Origin of the sequence: Rhizobium sp. N324, assembly GCF_001664485.1 — a bacterium.
In the GTDB taxonomy this organism is placed as follows: domain Bacteria; phylum Pseudomonadota; class Alphaproteobacteria; order Rhizobiales; family Rhizobiaceae; genus Rhizobium.
Genome location: NZ_CP013630.1, coordinates 858861 through 880551, shown reverse-complemented (window position 1 = coordinate 880551; position 21691 = coordinate 858861). Strand labels below are relative to the sequence as shown.

Here is a 21691-nt window from a genome sequence, read left to right as displayed (position 1 = left end):
TCGGTATCCCTTTCGTGGCTGCGTCCCCGCCCGTGCCGCCGATCAGATCTTCGACGGGTCGAGGATGACGGCATTCAAATCCTGATATTCCTCGCAGCCCGTACCGCAGATCGCCTTGATTGACTTCAACTGGTCCTTGGCGAGATCGAGCCGGCCCTTGATGACATAGGCTTCGCCGAGATATTCGCGGACCTTGGCGTATTGCGGATCCATCTTCACCGATTGGAGGTAGTAGGAGATGCCTTCGTCGGTGCGGCCGAGCTTGCGGGTGGCATAACCGCGATAGTTCAGCACTTCGGCCGTGTTCTGATCCTTGACCGTGTCGAGCATGGCGAGCGCCTCCTGATAACGGCCGGCTTTGGCCAGCGAATAGGCATAGTCGGTGCGGTTCTCGTCCGAGACGTTGGCGCTCTGCTGCTTGACGCATCTCTTGGTCTTCTGGTCGTAGATCTCGCCCTTCTTGCAGGTCGGCATCGTGCTGTTGTCATTGCCGACGGCAAAGGCCGGGCCGGAGAAGAGGGAAGCGGCAAGGCAGCCGCCGAGAAGGACGGAGGCAAAACGGACTGGCATGATCATCATCGGAAAACTCCTCAAAGGTGACGTTGCGAGGAGAAAACACCGCTGCCCCGAGCTTTATTCGGCAGCCTCTCTATTTTCGTCATCACGGCTTCGTGATGCCACCGAGGCCGAATAGATCGTCGAAACCGAGTGTTCTCAACGTTACGCCGGGAACGACAAGGAGAATTTCGTGACAGATAGCGTAAAACTCGTCAGCCTCGCCGTCGCCGCACCCGAACATGTCATTTTCCAGAAAGAGGCGGTCGAAGCCTCCGGCCGGCTGTTTGCCGACCGTTTCGAGGATTTCCGCCATCTTGCCCGCGTCTTCGACAGCGCCGGCATCCAAAAGCGCCATGCGGCGCGGCCGCTTGCCTGGTTCGACGAGCCGCATGGCTGGCAGGACCGGATGCAGGCCTATGCGGAAGTGGCAGGCAGGCTCTTCGTCGAGACCGCAACCTCTTCGCTACGTCAGGCAGGGCTTGATGCCGGCGATGTCGATTGCGTCGTGACCGTGTCGTCGACCGGTTTTACGACGCCGAGCCTCGATGCGCAGATGGCCCGGCAGATGGGTTTCCGAGCCGATATAGAGCGTGTGCCTGTATTCGGGCTCGGCTGTGCGGCCGGTGTGTCGGGCTTTGCGATCGCCGCGCGGCTGGCGCGAAGCCGGCCGGGCGCCGTCGTTCTCTTCGTCTCGATCGAGCTTTGCACGCTGGCCTTCCGCCTCGACGAGCTGACGCGACCGAACATCATCGCAACGGCGCTTTTCGGCGACGGTGCCGCCGCCTGCGTGCTGCGATCGGGGGAAGGCGGACTGGCCGCGGTGGAATCGACCGGCGAGCATCTCTTTCCCGACACGCTCGATATCATGGGCTGGAAGATCGACGACGGCGGCTTCGGCATCGTGCTCGCGCAAGCTCTGCCGCCCTTTGCCGAAAAGGAGCTCGGCCCGGCGGTGACGGCCATTCTGGCGCGAAACGGACTGACACCTGACGATATCGGCCGCTTCATCTGCCATCCCGGCGGCACCAAAGTGCTGGCCGCGATGGAGAGCGCGCTGTCGCTGTCGCCGGGCTCCCTCGATCACGAGCGCGGCGTGCTTGCCGACTATGGCAACATGTCCTCACCGACCATACTGTTCGTGCTGGAGCGGGCAATCCGCGCCGGATTGCCGGAGCGCTCAGCGATGATTGCCATGGGGCCGGGCTTTTCGGCGAGCTGCGTGACGCTCCGGAGGCTGTCATGATGTGGCCGTCGATCGCGCTGCTTACCTTCGTGACGCTGCAGCGGCTTGGCGAACTCGCCCTTGCCCGGCGCAACACCGCTGCCCTTATCGCCAAGGGCGCCAGGGAAGTGGCACCGGAGCACTATCCCGCCATGGTGGCGCTGCATGCCGGCTGGATCATCGGCCTCTGGCTGCTGGCGCCGGGCAGGCCGGTCGAGCCCTACTGGTTTGCCGTCTTCATCGGGCTGCAGGCGTTGCGGCTTTGGGTGCTGGCGACGCTGAAGGACCGCTGGACGACGCGCATCATCATCCTGCCCGGCGCACCGCTCGTCACATCGGGGCCCTATCGCTTCCTCCGGCACCCGAACTACGCGATCGTCGTCGGCGAGATCGCCGCCCTCCCGTTGGCCTTCGGCCTGCCCTTCTACGCGATCGGCTTTTCGCTTCTGAACGCCTGCGTCCTCTACGTCCGCATGAGGGCCGAAAATGCCGCACTGAAAAGCGCAATGATTGTGAAATGAATGCGATATTTCGTTTGCGCCGCAGTATCGGCGGGAGCATTTTCACCCCGACAACAAAGCGGAATGCAGGGGAATGACGAAAAACGCGATCGTGCTCGGCGCCGGTATCGTCGGTGTGTCGGCGGCCATCCATCTTCAGCGGCGCGGCCGACAGGTGACGCTGATCGACCGTAAGGATCCTGGCAGCGAAACCTCCTTCGGCAATGCCGGCCTGATCCAGCGCGAAGGCGTGGTGCCTTACGGCTTTCCCCAGCAGCTCGGCCTTCTCTTGCGCTATGCGCTGAATAACCGCATCGATGCCCATTACCACCTGCGCACGCTGCCAAGCCAGCTCGCCTTTCTCGCCCGCTACTGGTGGAATTCCAATGCGCGGCGCCACGCGGTGATCACCCGGGCCTATGCGCCGCTGATCCAACATTCGATTGCCGAGCACAAGGACCTCATCGAGGCCTCACATGCGGAAACGCTGATCCGTAGGGATGGCTGGATGAAGATCTTCCGCACGGAAGCCAAGCGTGACGAGGCCTTAGCGGAGGCCGCACTCTGGCAAGATGAATTCGGGGTGGACTATGACAGCCTGACTTCGGCCGACATCGCCCGCATGGAGCCTGACATGACAGGCGATTTTGCCGGCGGCATCCGCTGGCGCGATCCGTGGTCGGTGCTCGACCCGCATGCGCTGACCTCAGCCTATCGCGGCTATTTCGAAAGCCTCGGCGGCCGCTTCGTCACAGGCGACGCCGCCTCATTCGGCCCGTTCGGCTCGGGCTGGAAGATCATGACTGCAGAAGGCCCACTCGAAGCCGACGATGCGGTGATCGCGCTCGGCCCCTGGACGGCGCTCGCAACGCGCCGGCTCGGCTATTCCTTCCCGCTCGGCGTCAAGCGCGGCTATCACATGCATTATGCTGCCAGGGGCGATGCCGTGCTTAACAACTGGCTGCTCGATGCCGAACGCGGCTATCTCCTGGCGCCGATGCGCCGCGGCATCCGGCTGACGACGGGAGCGGAGTTCGCAACGCTCGACGCGCCGAAGACGCCGGTCCAGCTCGACCGGGCCGAAGCCGTGGCGCGCACGATCTTCCCGCTCGGCGACAGGCTCGATCCCGAACCTTGGATGGGCGCGCGTCCCTGCACACCCGACATGATGCCTGTTATCGGCAAGGCGCCGCGCCATCAAGGCTTGTGGTTTGCCTTCGGCCATGCCCATCACGGGCTGACGCTCGGGCCGGTCACCGGCCGCGTGCTGGCCGAGCTCATCACCGGCGAAAAACCATTCATCGATATTGCGGCCTATTCGCCTGAGCGTTTCAACCCGTGACGCCGAGGGAGGCAAGGCCCTTGAGAGCCGTTGCCGCAATGCCGTCGATCGTATCGTCGATATCGACGGTGACGACGCCCGGCTCGCCTGTGGGCACCTCCAGCGTCGCCAGCTGGCTTTCGAGCAGCGAGACCGGCATGAAATGGCCCTTGCGCTCGCCCATCCGTTTGGTCAGCAAGGCTTCTGAGCCTTCGAGGTAAACGAAGAACAGGTTTCCGCCGGCCGCAGCCCGCAGCCTGTCGCGATAGATGCGCTTCAGCGCCGAGCAGGAGACGATGATGCCCTCGCCTGTTGCAAGCGACGCCTTGATGTCTTCACCGATGCGGTCGAGCCAGGGCATCCGGTCCTCGTCGGTCAGCGGAATGCCCCTCGACATTTTCTCGACATTCGCGGCCGGGTGCAGCGCATCGCCTTCGACGAAGGCCAGATGCAGGGCTGCCGCCAGCGTCTCGCCGACGGAAGATTTACCACAGCCGCTGACGCCCATGACGATGATCGCATGGGGTTTGTTCATCGGCTCCGACATGATCCCTCCTTGGCGTTCCTTCCCGCTCAATCCAGCGGAAAATGACAGGCATATTGTTGCGCACCTTCTCCCCTTAATTCGGGAGAGACCTGGCGACAATACTCCTGCGCCTTCCAGCAGCGCGGATTGAAGTGACAGCCGGACGGCGGCTTCAGCGGCGACGGCAGTTCGCCCTGTAGGCGGATGCGGTTCTTGGCCCGTTCCGGGTCGGCGATCGGTGTGGCCGACAGCAGGGCGGCGGTATAGGGGTGGCGCGGCCGGGCGAAGACCTCGGCGGCCGGACCGGTTTCGACCGGGCGGCCGAGATACATCACCATCACCTCGTCGGCGATGTGGTGGACGACGGAGAGGCCGTGCGAGATGAAGAGATAGGCAAGTCCCATCTCCTTCTGCAGATCCATCAGCAGGTTCAGCACCTGCGCCTGGATCGACAGGTCGAGCGCCGACACCGGTTCGTCGAGCACCAGCACCTTCGGCCGCAGCATCAAAGCGCGGGCGATGGCGATGCGCTGGCGCTGGCCGCCGGAGAACATATGCGGATAGCGGCCGTGATGCTCCGGGCGCAGGCCGACACGGGCCATCATCTCCTCCACCTTGCGGCGGCGGGCGGCGGCGTTGAGATCGGTGTTGATCTTCAGCGGCTCTTCCAGGATCGCGCCGACCTTCTGGCGCGGGTTGAGCGAGCCATAGGGATTCTGGAAGACGATCTGCACCTGGCTGCGCAGGCTGCGGTCGCCGACACGGGCGGGCTTGCCGTCGATCAGCAACTCTCCCGCTGTCGGGTTCTCGATCATGCTGACCAGGCGGGCAAGCGTCGACTTGCCGCAGCCGGATTCGCCGACGACGGCCAGCGTCTTGCCGGAATGTAGGCTGAAGCTGACGCCGTTCAGCGCCTTGACGGTGGCATCGGCTTTGAAGAGGCCGCGGTTGACGGTGTAGAAGCGGGCGAGATCCCTGCCCTCGAGAACAGCGCCCGTCATACCAGGTCTCCTGTCGTTTCAACGGCCATGACGCCGGGATGCCCGAGCGGCTTGCCGTCCTTCAAAGGATAGTTGCACAGCGCCAGCCCGAGCTCCGGCCCCTGGCGGACGACGCCGCGGTCGCATTCGATCGTGGCGTAGCCGCAGCGCGGCGCGAAAAGACAGCCCGTCGGGCGGCCGTGCTGGCCGGGAACGACACCGGCGATCGAGGGCAGACGCTGGCCGACCTGGGCTCGTTCCGGCAAGGCGGCGAGCAGGGCTGCGGTATAGGGGTGATGCGGATCGCGGAACAGCGCTTTCACCGGCTGCTCCTCGACCTTCTGGCCGGCATATTGCACCTGCACGCGCTCGGCGGTTTCGGCGACGACACCCATGTCATGGGTGATCAGCACCAGCGCCATGCCCTGCTCCTTCTGCAGGCGCGCGAGCAGATCGAGGATCTGCGCCTGAATCGTCACGTCGAGCGCCGTCGTCGGCTCATCGGCGATCAGCAGCTTCGGATTGCAGGCGAGCGCCATGGCGATCATCACGCGCTGGCTCATACCGCCCGACATCTGATGCGGGAAGTTCGACAGCCGGTCTTCCGGGGCCGGAATACCGACGAGGTTCAGGAGTTCGATCGAGCGCTCGCGACGCTCCTTGCGGTTGAGGCCCATATGGACGCGCAGGGTCTCGCCGAGCTGGAAGCCGACGGTGAAGCACGGATTGAGGCTCGACATCGGCTCCTGGAAGATCATCGCCATGTCCTTGCCGACGATCCTGCGGCGCTGGCGCCCGGAGATGCCCCGCAGATCCTGTCCGTCGAACTGCAGGCGGTCGGCCGTGATCTTCGCCGTCCAGGGCAGAAGCCCCATCAGGGCCAGCATGGCAACGGATTTGCCCGAGCCGGATTCGCCGACGACCGACAGGATCTCGCCCTTGTCGCAGGTAAGCGATACGCGGTCGACGGCGCGGAAGAGACCGGAAGAGGTCTGGAACTCGACGGTCAGATTTTCGATTTCGAGGAGCGGCATCACGACCTCTTCAGCTTGGGGTCAAGCGCATCGCGCAGGCCGTCGCCCATCAGGTTGATGGCGAGAACGGTGATGAGGATGGCAAGACCCGGGAATGTTACCACCCACCAGGCGCGCGAGATGAACTCGCGGGATTCGGCGAGCATCGTGCCCCATTCGGGTGTCGGCGGCTGGGCGCCCATGCCGAGGAAGCCGAGGGCGGCGGCATCGAGAATCGCCGCTGAAAAGGCGAGCGTCGCCTGGACGATCAGCGGCCCCAGACAGTTCGGCAGGATCGTCTTGAACATCAGGCGGAAGGTGCCGGCACCGGCGACACGCGAGGCGATCACATATTCCTTCTCGCGCTCCGAGATGACGGAGGCGCGGGTCAAACGCACGAAATGCGGCTGGTTGACCAGAGAGATCGCGATCATGGCGTTGGTCAGCCCAGGCCCGAGCACGGCCACCAGCACGAGAGCAAGCAGCAGCGACGGGAAGGCCAGGATGATGTCCATCAGCCGCATGATCGCCGTATCGATCCTGCCGCGGAAATAGCCGGCGACGAGGCCGATCAGGACGCCGCAGACGACCGAAAGCGTGACGACGACGACGCCGATGAAGAGCGAGAAGCGCGCGCCGTAGATCAGGCGCGAGAGGATATCGCGGCCGACGGCATCCGTTCCGAGCGGGAACGAGATGCTGCCGCCCTCCATCCAGGATGGCACGGCCAGCAGCGCCTGGCGGTTCTGCTCGTTCGGCGCATGCGGCGCGAAGATCGGTGCGAAGATTGCGACGACCAGGATGATGATGAAAACGACGAGGCCGATAACGGCGCCCTTGTTGCGGGAGAAATAGTGCCAGAATTCCGCAGCGGCGGATGGCTGGCCAGTCTTGACGGTGACGGTGCTCATGAACCGCTCCTAGTGACGAATGCGCGGATTGATGAAGCCATAGAGGACATCAACAATCAGGTTGACCATCATGATCACGCCGGCGATCAGCAGAAGCCCGCCCTGGACGACGGCGTAATCGCGCTTGAAGACCGAATCGACCATCCATTTGCCGATGCCCGGCCAGGAGAAGATCGTCTCGGTGAGGATGGCGCCGGCCAGAAGAACGCCGATCTGCAGGCCGATGGTGGTGATGACGGGGATCATCGCATTGCGCAGTGCATGCACGCCAACGACGCGCAGCGGCTTCAGCCCTTTCGAGCGCGCGGTGCGGACATAATCCTCGCCCAGAACCTCGAGCATCGCCGAGCGCGTCTGACGGGCGATGACGGCAAGCGGGATGGTCGCCAGCACAATGGTCGGCAGGATGAGATAGCTGACGGCGGAGGAAAACGCGCCCTTCTGGCCGGACAGCAGGCTGTCGATCAGCATGAATCCGGTAACCGGCTTGAAGAAATACATCAGCGAAATCCGGCCGGAAACCGGTGTCCAGCCGAGATAGCCGGAGAAGAAGATGATCAGCAGCAGGCCCCACCAGAAAATCGGCATGGAATAACCGATGAGGGCGACACCCATCACGCTTTGATCGAACCACGTGCCTCGCTTAACGGCAGCAAAAATGCCGGCGGGCACGCCAAGACAGACGGCGAGGATGATGGCACAGAAGGAAAGTTCGAGCGTCGCCGGAAACAGCGTCAGGAATTCGCCGAGCACGGGCCGCTTGGTGACGATCGAGGTGCCGAGATCGCCTTGCAGTACTTTTCCGAGATAATCGAAATACTGCACATACATCGGCCGGTCGAAACCGAGATCATGCATGATCTGGGCGTGCCGTTCCGGCGCCATCACGCGTTCACCCGACAGGAGCATGACGGGATCGCCGGGAAGCATGCGGATGAACGAGAAGGCAATAAGGGAAACGCCGAGGAATGTCGGGATCAGCACCGCGAGGCGGCCGATGAAAAAACGCAACATGGCAGATATCCAATAGTTTCCGGCGGTCAGGGGGTGCCTGACCGCCGGCTGCGCCCAGCTCTGCCGGGCATTCTTACATTTTTCTTGTTATTCGGATACGTCGACGCCGTCGAAGCGGTGAATGCCGAGCGGATCCATGAAGAAGCCGGAGACCTTCTTGCTCATCGGGACGAAGACGAGCGAGTGATCGAGGGTCGCCCAGGGGGCTTCCTTCTTGAAGATCAGCTGCGCCTGCTCATAGGCCTTGGTGCGCTCGCCGACATCGGCGGTCAGCTTGGCCTTGGTCATCAGGTCGTCATATTCCTTGTTGCACCACTGGGCGCGGTTGTTGCCGCCGACGGCATCGCAGCCGAGCAACGTATCCATGAAGTTATCCGGATCGCCGTTGTCGCCGGTCCAGCCGAGGATGACGGCGCCGTCGCGCTTCACGTCGGAGGAGAGCTTCAGATATTCGGCCCATTCATGGGTGACGATCTCGACCTTGACGCCGGCCTTGGCGAAATCGGCCTGGATCAGTTCGGCGGCACGGCGCGCGTTCAGCATGTAGGGACGCGACACCGGCATCGCCCATACCTTCATGCTGAGATCCTTGACGCCGGCATCGGCGAGAGCCTTCTTGGCGGCATCTGGATCATACTTGTCGTCCTGAACGGCGTCATTATAGGACCACATCGTCGGCGGGATCGGGTTCTTGGCAACGGCCGCGGCACCCTGGAAGACGGCGTCGATGATCGCCTGCTTGTTGATCGCCATGTTGAGCGCGCGGCGAACTTCCGGCTTGTCGAACGGGGCCATCTGCGTGTTGTAGGCGAGGAAGCCGACATTGAGGCCGGCCTGTTCCATCACCGTCAGATTGCCGTCCTTCTTCAGTTCGGGAACGTCGGCCGCATTCGGATAGGGGATCAGGTGGCATTCGCCGGCCTTCAGCTTCTGAGCGCGGACGGCGGCATCAGAAGTGATGGCGAAAACCAGATCGTCGATCTTTTCCTTGCCCTTGAAATAGGTTTCGTTGGCCTTGTAGCGGATGACGGCATCCGGCTGGTAAGCGACGAAGGTGAACGGGCCGGTGCCGAGCGGCTGCTGGTTGAGCTGCGCCATCTTGCCATCGGCGGCGAGCTTGTCGGCATATTCCTTGGAGACGATCGAGGCGAAGTCCATGGCGAGGTCGGCGAGGAACGGCGCTTCGGGATGGTTGAGCGTGAACTTGACGGTGAGGTCGTCGACCTTCTCGATCGACTTGATCAGGTCCGGGAAGCCCATGCCGGCGGCGTATTCATAAGAACCGCCCTCGACATATTTGTTCCACGGATTGTCGGCCTTCAGCTGACGCTCGAAGGAGAACACGACGTCGTCGGCGTTGAAATCGCGCGTCGGCGTGAAGAAGTCGGTGGTCTGATACTTGACGCCGGGATGAAGCTTGAAGGTGTATTCCGTCCCATCGGCCGAAACGCTCCAGCTGTCGGCGAGGCCGGGTTCGATCTCGGTGCCGCCATGCTTGAATTCGACCAGGCGGCTATAGACCGTGCGCGACGAGGCGTCGAAGGTCGTGCCTGCCGTATAAAGGCTCGGGTCGAAGCCTTCCGGCGAGCCCTCGGAGCAATAAACAAGGGTCTTGGACCAGGCCGACGTCGCCATGAGCGAAATCAGGGCCGTCGCTGCCAGCATGACAGAGATCTTTTTCATAATATTGTTTCCCGGTTGTTCTTTTTTGATGTCTGGAGACCGCAGATATGCATCCCGATCGACGGTCGATGGAACGACATTTATCTACTGAAAGCAACGGGCTACGGAGAAAATTTTTCCAGTTGGACAATTTTAGAAATTTTCAGTCAAAAATCGGCCTCAATCGGACATATTTGGATAAAGATGACCGGGATTTCGTCGTATTTTGGATAATTGCGCCTCTTAAGCGTGTCGCGATCGATCGGATTCACTTGCCACGCGTGGATGTTTATCTCTTGCCGAGCCGGCGAGACGCGGCACAAAGCAAAACCGCGATTGCCGGGGCAACCGCGGTTTCACAAGTCTGTGCTGCTCGTTAAATTCAGGCGGCAGGCGCAACGATCGCGGGTTTACGATAGGGCTGCTCGCCGGTAATTCCGAGAAGGAAATTGATCTGCGGACGCGCCTTGACAAGGTCGTCGATCGAATATTCGGACAGCACGGCGAAGAAGGCGTTCAGCGCCTTGCGCAGTGCCGAATTCAGGCCGCAGCTGTCGACCAGCGGGCATTCGACCATGCCGTCATCCTCGAAACATTCGGCCATGGCAAAACTGTCTTCCGTCACCCTGACGACGTCGAAGAGCGTGATGTCGGCGGCCGGCTTGCCGAGCCGCACGCCGCCATTGCGACCGCGCACGGTTTCGACCAGACCCGCCTTGTTCAGCGGCTGGAGGATCTTGAAAAGAAAGAGCTCGGAGACACCGTAAGCCTTGGCGATTTCCGGAATCCGGCTCAAGTGCCCGTCGTTGGCAGCACAATACATCAACATGCGAACCGCATAGTTGGTCTGCTTCGTCAACCGCATGCCATTCTCCTGACTCGTGCCTGTTCAGACCTATATAGGCGGTTTGGTAGTTTTGAACAATTCCAAAATATGAAATTCGCATTCAGCTTATGAGGCCAAATGCCGCGTCGTCAATCCTGCCGCAGGATCCGGTCATACTCCAGAATTGCCTGCTTGCGCTCAGGGCTGCCCGGATGGGTGGAGAGCATGCTGGTGCGGGAATGATCGCCGAGCTTGGTTTCCATGACATCGAAAAAACGGGCGATCGCAACAGTATCCATGCCGGCCTTGCGCATCAGTTCCACCGAGCGCCGATCGGCCTCGGCCTCTGCACTGCGTGAATAGGACAAGGCCAGCAGGCCGCCACCCTGCGTCAGGATATCTTCGACGCCAGAGCCGACATCGCCGGCAATCAGCATGACGAGGCCGGCAACGCCTGCGGCGCGATAAAGCTGCCGGAGGCTGTGCTTGTATTCGACATGGCCCACCTCGTGGGCGAGAACCCCGGTTATCATCTCATCGTCGCCCCCCGCCAGTTCCACCAGCTGGTCGGTGATGACGATATTGCCGTCGGGAAGCGCGAAAGCATTGGGACCGATCACGCCGCCATCGCGGAAATTCAGCACATAACGGCCGGCGCCGCCTTCGGCATTGGCAGCGACCTGGCGGAAGCGAGCGGCGATTTCGGCCTGCCGGGCTTCGTCCAACTGGCTGGCGGACAGCGCCGTGCTGTCGAGCGTGTTGAGAGCGCTATAGGACATCGCCTCGGAAACAACAGGCGGCGTCACGAAGACGGCGACTTCGACGAGCGCCGGCAGCGCGTAACGATAGATTCCGACCGCGAGCAAAACGACCGCGATCGCGAAGACGAAGATGCGGGGATGAAATTCCTCCAGCCGATGTACCCAGCCGCTTCTGCCGCCGCCGCGAAGAAAGGCATCGATGGCATCATTCTCGCTGCTCTCGAAGACGGAGCCGTCGGCAAAGACGGCGCGTCGGGGGATCGACCCGACGCGCGGCGTGAAGGAGAGCTCTCCGGCCGCGCTGTCCGAAAGGGCGACATCCTCCTCGGTTACGGCGAGCAGACGCCCGCCGCGCGACAGCAGGCGCGCAGGAACGGAGCCGCTCGAATGCGGCGGATACCATTCCCCCTTGGCGATGGTCTCTGCGTCAGAAACCAAAATCGATCCCTTCCATGCTCATATATTCGGCACCGATGGCCGCACCTGTCGTTTGAAACTGCGTAAAGACCTCGCCGATTTCGCCTTCGATGCGGACCGCCGTATGCTCGGCCACATAGCGTGCCAGACGAACCGCCGCCCAGGGGCGCATCAAGCCGAGGGTAAGCATCGTCACCACGACGTTCGATATGGCGATCCAGGCATAGCGTGCACGGGAAAGATCGCTGCGCAAGAGATGCTGGCCGTCGATGCGGGTCGACGACCAGACGATGTTATGGACGGCGGCCCGATATATGAGGCCTGCAAGGCCATAGACGATGATCAGGCCGAAAACGACAAGATACATTCCCGACACTATCATCAACATAGCGGCATCATGCTCGAATGCGCCGGGGTCATTGGCCTGCATCCCGACGACCGCGATCGCAACCAACCCGGCGAGAATGACCAGGCCCAGCACGACCATCAGGGCCGGGATGAGAAGCGCGCGGTAGAGCGCGCCGACCTTGGGATCGGTATCGAAAGGCCGATTGCCGTAGCGGAGATTGTTGAAGATATAGCGGTTGAGCCAGCGGCTGGCCAAGGGCGCAAGCAGACCCAGCGACAGGAAAGCGACGAGGCTTCCGAGCATCACGCAGACGAAGGCGCCGCCGGCGGTGCCGGTGAAATCAAACCGAACATTGCGGTAGCTGGTCACGCGGGCGTTGAAACGAAGGCCTCTGACGATCAGCCAGGGCAGTGCGACGAGCACCAGAACCGTGGTCACCAGCGAAAACAGCGGATGGATCGCCGCCAGAATGTTGGCCACGATGACGAAGGCGAAGACGATGAGGCGGCCGATGAAAATCTGCTTGCCGGTGGCGTGATATTCGAAAGCGCGGCCAAGCAGGACGGTGTTGCCGTAGAAATAGCGATTGCGCCGTACTTTCGCCCAGGCTGAATAGATGCCGAGCGTTACGATCGTCAAAAGGACGTTGACGATCCAGATTCCGAAATATTCCGATGCGGTGCCGGTGAACCGGGCACGCTCAAACGCGTTTGCCGCGGAGCCCGCGGACACTCTGTTATCCATGATCTTTGCTTCCCCCAGCACATTGCCCGACAGCATGATGAGAATCACGCGTCGAGCGCACCGACAGAAAAGCAAAACGCGAAGAAATCGACAACCTGAAATCGAAAACGGGGGCCACAAGGCCCCCGAATTGCAAATCGATCTGTCGTGAAAATCACTTCATCGTCGGCATGACGAATTCGGCACCGCTCTTGATGCCGGAGGGCCAGCGGGCGGTGACGGTCTTGGTCTTCGTCCAGAACTTGATCGAATCCGTGCCGTGCTGGTTGAGGTCGCCGAAGCTCGAGGCCTTCCAGCCGCCGAAGGAGTGGTAGGCGAGCGGAACCGGGATCGGAACGTTGATGCCGATCATGCCGATATTGATGCGCGAGGCGAAATCGCGGGCGGCATCGCCGTCACGGGTGTAGATCGCAACGCCGTTGCCGTATTCGTGCTTCATCGGCAGCGACAGCGCTTCTTCGTAATTCTGGGCGCGAACGACGGAGAGGACGGGTCCGAAGATCTCGGTCTTGTAGATATCCATCTCAGGCGTGACGTGATCGAACAGGCAGCCGCCGACGAAATAGCCGTCTTCATAGCCCTGAAGCTTGAAATCGCGGCCGTCGACGAGGAGCTTGGCGCCTTCCTCGACGCCGCGGTCGATCAGGCCGCGAACACGGGTATAGGCGTCCTTCGTGACCAGCGGCCCCATATCGGCCTGGTCGTCGGTGTAGGGGCCGATACGCAGCGATTCGATCTTCGGGATCAGCTTCTCGACGAGGCGGTTGGCGGTGTCCTCGCCGACCGGAACGGCAACCGAGATCGCCATGCAGCGCTCGCCAGCGGAGCCATAGCCGGCGCCCATCAGCGCGTTGACGGCCTGATCCATATCGGCGTCCGGCATGATGATCATGTGGTTCTTGGCGCCGCCGAAGCACTGGGCGCGCTTGCCGTTCATCGCCGCCGTCCCATAGACGTAGCGGGCGATCGGCGTCGAGCCAACGAAGGAGACGGCGCCGATATCGGGATCGGTGAGGATCGCGTCAACGGCACCCTTGTCGCCATTGACGACATTGAGGATGCCGGCCGGAAGACCGGCCTCGATCATCAATTCGGCAAGACGGATCGGCAGGGAGGGATCACGCTCGGAGGGCTTCAGGATGAAGGCATTGCCGCAGGCGATTGCCGGGGCGAACATCCACATCGGGATCATGCCGGGGAAGTTGAAGGGGGTGATGCCGGCGCCGATGCCGACCGGCTGGCGGATCGAATACATGTCGATCGCCGGGCCTGCGCCCTCGGTGAACTCGCCCTTGGCGAGATGCGGAATGCCGCAGACGAATTCGCAGACTTCGAGGCCGCGGATGACGTCGCCCTTGGCGTCTTCGATCGTCTTGCCGTGCTCCTTGGAAAGCATTTCGGCAAGCTCGTCCATGTGCTTGTTCAGGAGCTCGACGAACTTGAAGAAGACGCGGGCGCGGCGCTGCGGATTGGTGGCAGCCCATTTCGGCTGCGCAGCCTTGGCGTTCTCGACGGCGGCGCGCAGTTCTTCGACGCTTGCGAGCGCGACCGTCGCCTGCACTTCGCCGGTTGCCGGATTATAGACATTGCTGACGCGGCCGCTGGTGCCGGCGACTTGCTTGCCGCCGATGAAATGACCGATCTCACGCATGGATGCTCCTCCTGTTTTTTGGATGGCCTACAATCGCACTTCAATTTGCACAAATCAATGCGCTGATATAAGTAACGGTTGTGCGTAAATTATAGCGCTGCCATTGCGTCAGGCGTTGCTGTTGCTCCCAAACTTGGAACGGCACGCGGACAAGTCAAATCCCGGAGAGGTCAAGCCGATGAGCCGCAAACCTGTCGTCCGAATGGCGGAGCTGGAGATCGATCCGGATAGGCTCGACGCCTATCGCGCATTGCTCACGGAAGAAATCGACGCCTCCGTCGCGCTGGAAGACGGCGTAATTTCGCTGAGCGCTGTTGCCATCAGGGACACCCCAAACCGGATCCGTATTCTTGAGGTCTATGCCGACCCGCGGGCCTACGAGGCCCATCTGCGAGCACCGCATTTCCTCAAATACAAGAGCGAGACGGCCGGCATGGTGACATCGCTGACGCTGATCGAGGTCGATCCGATCGCAATGCGGGCCAAGCCATGAACTGGGACGACGTCCGGATTTTCCTCGCCGTCGCCCGTACCGGGCAGATTCTTGCCGCCTCGAAGCGGCTGGGGCTCAATCACGCCACACTCTCGCGCCGGCTGACCTCGTTGGAAGAGGCGCTGAAGACGCGGCTGTTTATCCGCCGCACCAATGGCTGCGAGCTGACGGCCGAAGGCGAAGTGTTCCTGGCGTCCGCCGAGCGCATGGAAACGGAAATGCTCGCAGCACAGGCCAGCCTCGGCCACACCGATACGGCGATTGCCGGGACGGTGCGCGTCGGCGCGCCTGACGGGTTCGGCGTTTCCTTTCTGGCGCCGCGCATGGGCCGGCTGATCGAGCGCCATCCGGCGCTGAAGATCCAGCTTGTGCCGGTGCCGCGCTCGTTTTCGCTGTCGCAACGCGAAGCCGATATTGCCATCACGCTGGAACGGCCCGAACAGGGCCGGCTCGTCTCCTCCAAGCTCACCGATTACACGCTCGGCCTCTATGCGTCGCGCAACTATCTCACTTTGCAAGGCGCGCCCGGCGATATCGAGGCGCTGAAGGCGCATCCGCGCATCGGCTATGTCGAAGACCTGATCTTCACCGCCTCGCTGAACTTCTCCGGCGAGGTGATGCGCAGCTGGGATGCGGGCTTCGAGATTTCGACGGCGATCGGCCAGACGGAGGCGGTACGATCCGGCGCCGGCATCGGCATTCTGCACGATTATATCGCCCGGCAATATCCGGAACTCCAGCGCATCCTGCCTGACATTTCGATCCGCCGCGCCTACTGGACGACCTATCACGAAACGGCGCGCGACCTTGTCCGGGTCAGAAGCGTCGTCGATTTCCTCCAGGAACTCGTCAGCGCCGAGCGGCAAATCTTTCTTTAAGAGCCAACGTGCCTCGCCGGCTCGTCATTCTCATCCGGGTTTGGCACCGGCGCCTCATCAGGCAGCCTGTCCGGCTCAGGCTCCTTGATCGGCGGAACCGGCTTCCAGCCTGGCGCCGGCATCGGCGGCTGATCGGGAATGGGTTCGTTGGGCACGGACATGACCGCCTCCCTTTCGTGATGCTGGATTAAACTGACGTTCGGCCGGGGTTACTTGTCCGGCTTCAGCGATTCGGCAGCGCGCATCGGCATGCTGTCGATGATGGCGAAAAGCTCGGCATCGGTGATCGGCTCGCTGACCTTGAGCTTCACCGTGCCGTCCTTGCCGACGAGGAAGGCGGCGAATTCCCCAATCTCCGACGCTTCGAGATCGCGGCGGATCGCCTCGCCGTCAAGACCGTCCGCCGCACCGAAGAGCGGCCGGACAGCTGCGCCTGAGATTTTGAGTACCACCAGATCACGCTCGTCGAGGGCTGAGCGGTCGGCCAAAAGCTGATTTTCTTGCCGGGCGGCGCGGGCATTGTCCTTGCCGGCAAAAACGATGAAGACGCGGTTCTTCCACTGGAATGGGGCGAGGCTTTCGACCGGCGCATAGGCGCTGTTCGTCTCGTCGACTTTGGTCGCGCCGTAAAGAAGGGTTTTCGACATGCATATTCTCCAGTCAACTTGGAGAACGGCCCGAGACGGCATGGGTTCCATCCAATCGATAGGATCCCAGTCTCGGACTCGCGGCAAAAACGTGCCGCGAGTCCGAGCAAAAATTATGCGAACAGGAAGTCCCAAGACTGAAGGCTTGAAAGAGCAACATTCTGCAGCGTTATGGTGTTGTCGGAATCGGCAGTGATAATTGTATCATTCCCGGATTGCTCGGTTGCCGCAAAAAGCGATTCCCAGTCGGCGAAAATGCTGTGATCGATCGAGATCGCGTCATGTCCGGAGCCGGTTGCCAGGAAGTTTGTGATCGTATCATGGCCCCAGTTCGTCAAATAAATGAAGACGTCGGCTGCTACTCCACCAGTGAGGGTATCGTTTCCGGCGCCACCGGTTAGCGTATTGGAACCACTGCCGCCGACGATAACGTTGTTCAGCGCATTCCCTGTTCCGGCAAAGGCCCCAGTGCCGACAAAGCTCAGGTTCTCGACATTGTCGGCAAGCGCATAACTCGCCAGGTTCGTGCGAACCGTGTCGATCCCCTTATCGGCGGCTTCGGTGACGAGGTCGCCGGCATGGTCGACGATGTAGGTGTCGTTGCCGGCTCCACCGATCAAGGTATCAGCGCCAGCCCCGCCATTCAGCGTGTCGTTGCCGGCGCCGCCGGTGATCGTGTTGGCGAGCGCATTGCCGGTGCCGCTGAAGCTGGCGGATCCCGTATAAGTCAGGTTCTCGACATTGTTGCCGAGCGTATAGCTTGAAAGCGCCGTCTGGACCGTGTCCGTCCCTTCGTTCACATTCTCGATCACGATATCGGTCGCAATGTCGACGACGTATACGTCGTCGCCGATCCCACCCAACATCGTGTCGGCACCAGCCCCGCCGATCAAAGTATCGTGGCCGCCAGCCCCCATGAGCTTGTCAGCGCCAACACCACCCATAATAACGTTGTCGAGCAGATTCCCAGTCCCGACAAAGGCCGTCGTGCCGATGTAGGTGAGGTTCTCGACATCGCTGCCAAGCGTATAGCTCGCCAATGTCGTGCGAACCGTATCGGTCCCCGCATTGGCGGCCTCGGTGACGAGGTCGCCGGCATGGTCGACGATATAGGTGTCGTTGCCAGCCCCACCGATCAAACGATCGGCCCCAAGGCCACCATTCAGCACATCGTTGCCGACACCGCCGGACAGCGTATCGGCGGCAGCGCCACCGGTGATCGTGTTGTCGAGATCATTGCCTGTTCCGGCAAAGGCTGCCGTACCGAAGTAGGTGAGGTTCTCGACATTGGCCCCCAGAGTGTAGGCGGCCAATGTCGTCCAAATCGTGTCGATCCCTGCATCGGCCGCTTCGCTGACAAGGTCGCCGGCATTGTCGACGACATAGGCGTCGCCCCCCGCCCCACCGATCAAGCTGTCCGCACCGGCCCCGCCGTTCAGCGTGTCGTTGCCGATACCGCCGGTGATCGTGTTGGCCAGCGCATTGCCGGTGCCGGTGAAGTTGGCCGATCCCGTGTAGGTCAGGTTCTCGACACTGACCAAGGCGGCGATCGAGTAGGCTGCAAGCGCCGTGCGGATTTCGTCGGTGCCGGCGCTGTCCTTGATCACGTCGCTCGCACTGTCGACCACATAGATGTCGTCGCCGGCGCCGCCGTCAAGCGTGTCGTTGCCGGCGCCACCGTCCAGAAGATCGTTGCCGGCGCCGCCGATGATCGTATTGGCGAGCGCGTTGCCGGTGCCGGTGAAGCTGGCGGATCCCGTATAGCGCAGGTTCTCGACATTGTTGCCGAGCGTATAGCTTGAAAGCGCCGTCCTGATCAGATCGGTGCCTTGATTAGTGGCTTCGGTGACCACGTCGCCAACGTTATCGACGATATAGGTGTCGTCGCCGGCTGCGCCGATCAGTATGTCTGCTCCGGCCTTTCCGTCCAGGGTGTCGGCACCTGCCCCGCCCTTGATCGTGTTGGCGAGGTCATTGCCGGTCCCGGTAAAGGCTACCGTGCCGGTATAGGTGAGGTTCTCGACATCGCTGCCAAGCGTATAGGTCGCCAATGCCGTGCGAACCGTATCGGTCCCCTCATCGGCGGCTTCGGTGACGCTGTCGCCGGCATTGTCGACGATGTAGGTGTCGTCGCCCAAACCGCCGATCAACGCGTCCGCACCGGCCCCGCCATCAAGCGTGTCATTGCCGGCGTCGCCGGTGATCGTGTTGGCAAGCGCATTGCCGGTGCCGGTGAAGTTGGCGGATCCCGTGTAGGTCAGGTTCTCGACATTGACCAGTGCGGCGATCGAGTAGGCTGCAAGCGCCGTGCGGATTTCGTCGGTGCCGGCGCTGACCAGTTCGGTGATCACGTCGTTCGCACTGTCGACGATATAGACGTCGTCGCCGCCGCCGCCTGCCAGCCTGTCGTTGCCGGCGCCGCCGTCAAGTATGTCGTTGCCGGCGCCACCGTTCAGCGTGTCGTTGCCGACGCCGCCGTCAAGTGTGTCGTTGCCGGCACCGCCGGTGATCGTATTGGCGAGACCATTTCCAGTCCCGGCGAAATCGCCGGTGCCAATGAAGGTCAGGCTTTCAACATTATTGGTCAAGGCATAGGAAGAAAGCGTCGTCTTGGTCAGATCGGCTCCTTCATTCGGCCGTTCAGTGACGACGTCGGCAACGTTATCGACAAAATAGGTGTCGTCGCCGGCTGCGCCGATCAATATGTCTGCTCCGGCTTTTCCGTCCAGGGTGTCGGCACCTGCCCCGCCCTTGATCGTGTTGGCGAGGCTATTGCCGGTCCCGGTAAAGGCTACCGTGCCGCTATAGGTGAGGTTCTCGACATTGCTACCGAGCAAATAGCTTGCCAGTGTCGTGCGAACCGTATCGATCCCTGCGTCGGCGGCTTCGGTGACGAGGTCGCCGGCATTGTCGACGATGTAAGTGTCGTTACCGGCACCACCGAACAGGCTGTCCGCGCCTGCCCCGCCATCCAGCGTGTCATTGCCGGCGCCGCCGGAAAGCGTATCGCTGGCAGCGCCACCCGTGATCGTGTTGTCGAGATTGTTGCCCGTGCCCGCAAACGCCCCAATCCAGCTGTAGATGAGGTACTCGACATTGGCTGCCAATGTGTAGGCCGCCATTGTCGTCTGAACCGTATCGATCCCCTCGTCGACGTTTTCGATGATAGTGTCGCCGTTATCCCAAACGACATAAGTATCGTTGCCAGTCCCACCGATGAGCGTGTCAGTTCCCAAGCCACCGATCAGAGTATCGTTGCCTACCCCACCAGAGAGCGTGTCGTTGCCTGTCCCACCCTTGATTATATTGTCGAGGCTGTTGCCGGTGCCGGTAGAATTGCCGCCGCTTGAGAAGGATAGGTTCTCGACATTGGCGATCCCCGCCAGCGAATAAGTGTTAAGATCGGTCCAGATCGTGTCAACGCCGCCGCCGGCGGCCTCGATCACAACATCGTTGAGACTATCGACAGTATATTGATCGTCGCCCGCACCACCGATCAGCGTGTCGGCACCGGCCTTCCCATCCAGCCGATCAGACCCAGTCCCGCCGGTGATCACATTGTCCGCCGCATTGCCACCACCGGCGAACGTGCCGGTGCCGATATAGGTCAGGTTTTCGACGTTGGCGCCGAGTGTATAACTCCAAACCGTCGTCCGGACCGTATCCGTTCCCTCATTGGCATTCTCGATCACGGTGTCGTTGCCGTTGTCGGCGATGTAGACGTCGTCACCCGCCCCGCCCGACATCTTGTCGTTTCCGGCACCGCCGTCGAGCGTGTCATTGCCGGAGTCGCCAGTAAGGGTATCGTTTCCGGCATTGCCCCAGAGTGTATTGTCCGCCTCGTTGCCGACAATAGTATCGTTGGCGGAGCCGGCCCAAACGTTCTCAATCAACGACGCGACATTGTCGTGATAAAGAAGGGCGTTGAAAATGTTGCCGCGGGCGTAGCCATTATTCGGACCGCCTCCCAGGTCGGCCAACTGGCCCTGGGAAAAGACCGAATAGCCCCCTGCATGCAAGTCGATCTTGAGGGCGGTGGTATAAGCGCTCAAATCATAGGTATCGATACCGCCGCCGTCCCAGATTGTTGCGAAAACCCTGTTGGCAGCGGGCGTGATGGCCGCCACCCCATTGACATAGGTGATGCCCTGGTTCGGATTCCACTTGTAGACGGTATCGCCACTGTTCGTCGTATAGTCCGCACCATACATTTCCTGCAGGGCGGCGATGTCGAGCATCATGAAGGTTTGTGGGGCGCCATTTTGCTCATACTTGGCCCCACTCTCATCGTCTCCGATAAATGTGTGGTAGGTCATGATCGTGTATTCGAGCGAGTCGTAGGCGCTTGGAACGACCGTTCCCCCTTCGTGAGCATGTTTCAGCCCGAGCGCGTGACCCAGCTCGTGCGCCAAGGTTTGGCCTGCATAGTTGCCGAACCTCGGGAAGCGATAATCAGCTTCGGTGCCAGCATATCCCGTCCCGAACCAGATATCCCCACCCCGCCCGTCGGCAGCTGGGAAATAGGCCCCTGCCGTATCCAGATAGGGATCCGACGTCTGAGCGAAGCGCACCGTTGCGGTATTCGCGCTTCCGGCCTCAAAGTTGGCGTTCGTGAACCCCTCGACGGAGAAGCCGTCATTTGCCGCACTCCCGTAGGATTGCTCCATAAAGAACAAGGCGTGAGACTGCTGCTGCGAGGATATTGGAGTGAAAGAATAGTACTTTTCATAGTATAAATTGACGCCATCATCGACATACGATGACGAGGTGGTAGGAAACGCATAGGTTATCGTTCCGTCCCAGGCGGTGCCGCTGAAGAGCCCGTCAACTTTCGCATCGCCAGTCGTGTTGACGCTCTTCGTCGGAGTAATAAGGTCCGTCATAAAATCCCCGTTTGCCTATTCCACTCGGCCGCGCCTAACACCAGTTTCCCTCTGCTTCATAAAAGGGGAAACTTCAACTAAAAGCTTCATTTCTGTTCAGGAATGTTTTGATCTTGGCAACCAGCGCTTATGAAACGCTTCCTCCGCAACCTCTTTCAAGGGCTACAAGACATATTCCAGGATCCTGCGTTCTGCCCGTCCCAACTTCCGCAATTGCTGGCATGACGGCACTTAAATTGACGTTACATTGATGTGCTGAAATTTAGTAAGTCTCAGGTTCGGCGATATCGGCTCCGCATGTTTCGACGGTCCGAAAGCTATCTCCGCCTCTCTTG

The 21691-nt window shown here is 61.2% G+C and carries 19 protein-coding genes; 5 read left to right on the top strand and 14 right to left on the bottom strand.

The annotated features are described in order from the left end of the window. Positions 1 to 42: 42 nt before the first annotated feature. Entirely contained in the window at positions 43 to 579 is a 537-nt protein-coding gene (locus tag AMK05_RS04205) for a tetratricopeptide repeat protein (protein WP_064836801.1), read from the bottom strand. A 169-nt stretch (positions 580 to 748) separates the two neighbouring features. On the opposite strand from AMK05_RS04205, the gene AMK05_RS04200 reads away from it, so the two are divergent. The 3 genes from AMK05_RS04200 (at position 749) to AMK05_RS04190 (ending at position 3622) form a co-directional block, all read left to right on the top strand. Next, positions 749 to 1801 (top strand): type III polyketide synthase, encoded by a 1053-nt coding sequence (locus tag AMK05_RS04200; protein WP_064836799.1) that lies wholly within the window; start codon positions 749 to 751, stop codon positions 1799 to 1801. Continuing rightward, positions 1798 to 2301, top strand: a complete 504-nt coding sequence (locus AMK05_RS04195) for an isoprenylcysteine carboxyl methyltransferase family protein (RefSeq protein WP_064836797.1) — start codon at positions 1798 to 1800, stop codon at positions 2299 to 2301. The genes AMK05_RS04200 and AMK05_RS04195 overlap by 4 nt, the downstream gene beginning before the upstream one ends. Positions 2302 to 2374: 73 nt before the next feature. Next, positions 2375 to 3622: an NAD(P)/FAD-dependent oxidoreductase gene (locus tag AMK05_RS04190; RefSeq protein WP_064836795.1), complete on the top strand. Its 1248-nt coding sequence runs from the start codon at positions 2375 to 2377 to the stop codon at positions 3620 to 3622. On the opposite strand, the gene AMK05_RS04185 is transcribed toward AMK05_RS04190, so the two are convergent. The 10 genes from AMK05_RS04185 to AMK05_RS04140 all read right to left on the bottom strand — a co-directional run bounded on the left by AMK05_RS04185 (position 3612) and on the right by AMK05_RS04140 (position 14455). Then, positions 3612 to 4148, bottom strand: a complete 537-nt coding sequence (locus AMK05_RS04185; RefSeq protein ID WP_064836793.1) for a gluconokinase — start codon at positions 4146 to 4148, stop codon at positions 3612 to 3614. The genes AMK05_RS04190 and AMK05_RS04185 overlap by 11 nt on opposite strands. A 26-nt stretch (positions 4149 to 4174) precedes the next feature. After that, positions 4175 to 5128, bottom strand: coding sequence for a peptide ABC transporter ATP-binding protein (locus tag AMK05_RS04180; RefSeq protein ID WP_064836791.1), 954 nt, complete (start codon positions 5126 to 5128; stop codon positions 4175 to 4177). Then, on the bottom strand, positions 5125 to 6141 hold the full coding sequence (locus AMK05_RS04175; RefSeq protein ID WP_064836789.1) for an ABC transporter ATP-binding protein: 1017 nt from the start codon (positions 6139 to 6141) through the stop codon (positions 5125 to 5127). Before AMK05_RS04175 ends, AMK05_RS04180 begins: the two co-directional genes overlap by 4 nt. After that, positions 6141 to 7031: an ABC transporter permease subunit gene (locus tag AMK05_RS04170; RefSeq protein WP_064836787.1), complete on the bottom strand. Its 891-nt coding sequence runs from the start codon at positions 7029 to 7031 to the stop codon at positions 6141 to 6143. The genes AMK05_RS04175 and AMK05_RS04170 overlap by 1 nt, the downstream gene beginning before the upstream one ends. Before the next feature lie 9 nt (positions 7032 to 7040). Further along, the gene (locus AMK05_RS04165) at positions 7041 to 8045 is read right to left on the bottom strand and encodes an ABC transporter permease subunit (protein ID WP_049735861.1); all 1005 of its coding nucleotides are present in this window, start codon (positions 8043 to 8045) and stop codon (positions 7041 to 7043) included. A gap of 87 nt (positions 8046 to 8132) precedes the next feature. Then, positions 8133 to 9728 carry an ABC transporter substrate-binding protein gene (locus tag AMK05_RS04160; RefSeq protein ID WP_064836785.1) on the bottom strand — a complete coding sequence of 532 codons (1596 nt, stop codon included), beginning with the start codon at positions 9726 to 9728 and terminating at the stop codon, positions 8133 to 8135. Positions 9729 to 10089: 361 nt separating this feature from the next. After that, a complete protein-coding gene (gene rirA, locus AMK05_RS04155) occupies positions 10090 to 10572 on the bottom strand; it encodes an iron-responsive transcriptional regulator RirA (protein WP_064836783.1) in 483 nt (160 codons plus the stop codon). Positions 10573 to 10682: 110 nt separating this feature from the next. Further along, the gene (locus AMK05_RS04150) at positions 10683 to 11732 is read right to left on the bottom strand and encodes a M48 family metallopeptidase (RefSeq protein ID WP_064836781.1); all 1050 of its coding nucleotides are present in this window, start codon (positions 11730 to 11732) and stop codon (positions 10683 to 10685) included. Beyond that, positions 11722 to 12804: a YjgN family protein gene (locus tag AMK05_RS04145; protein ID WP_064841263.1), complete on the bottom strand. Its 1083-nt coding sequence runs from the start codon at positions 12802 to 12804 to the stop codon at positions 11722 to 11724. The genes AMK05_RS04150 and AMK05_RS04145 overlap by 11 nt, the downstream gene beginning before the upstream one ends. A gap of 154 nt (positions 12805 to 12958) precedes the next feature. Then, positions 12959 to 14455: a CoA-acylating methylmalonate-semialdehyde dehydrogenase gene (locus AMK05_RS04140; protein WP_012556645.1), complete on the bottom strand. Its 1497-nt coding sequence runs from the start codon at positions 14453 to 14455 to the stop codon at positions 12959 to 12961. Between the two features lie 178 nt (positions 14456 to 14633). On the opposite strand from AMK05_RS04140, the gene AMK05_RS04135 reads away from it, so the two are divergent. Beyond that, on the top strand, positions 14634 to 14948 hold the full coding sequence (locus AMK05_RS04135) for a putative quinol monooxygenase (RefSeq protein ID WP_064836779.1): 315 nt from the start codon (positions 14634 to 14636) through the stop codon (positions 14946 to 14948). Continuing rightward, a complete protein-coding gene (locus tag AMK05_RS04130) occupies positions 14945 to 15826 on the top strand; it encodes a LysR family transcriptional regulator (protein WP_064836777.1) in 882 nt (293 codons plus the stop codon). Before AMK05_RS04135 ends, AMK05_RS04130 begins: the two co-directional genes overlap by 4 nt. Here the strand turns inward: AMK05_RS04130 and AMK05_RS35100 are convergent. The 3 genes from AMK05_RS35100 to AMK05_RS04120 form a co-directional block, all read right to left on the bottom strand. Further along, positions 15823 to 15987, bottom strand: a complete 165-nt coding sequence (locus AMK05_RS35100) for a hypothetical protein (RefSeq protein WP_094447728.1) — start codon at positions 15985 to 15987, stop codon at positions 15823 to 15825. The two genes, AMK05_RS04130 and AMK05_RS35100, sit on opposite strands and share 4 nt — an antisense overlap. 48 nt (positions 15988 to 16035) lie before the next feature. Beyond that, positions 16036 to 16473 (bottom strand): DUF4174 domain-containing protein, encoded by a 438-nt coding sequence (locus AMK05_RS04125; RefSeq protein WP_064836775.1) that lies wholly within the window; start codon positions 16471 to 16473, stop codon positions 16036 to 16038. Between the two features lie 113 nt (positions 16474 to 16586). After that, positions 16587 to 21356, bottom strand: a complete 4770-nt coding sequence (locus AMK05_RS04120; protein ID WP_064836773.1) for a M10 family metallopeptidase C-terminal domain-containing protein — start codon at positions 21354 to 21356, stop codon at positions 16587 to 16589. Positions 21357 to 21691 lie beyond the last annotated feature (335 nt).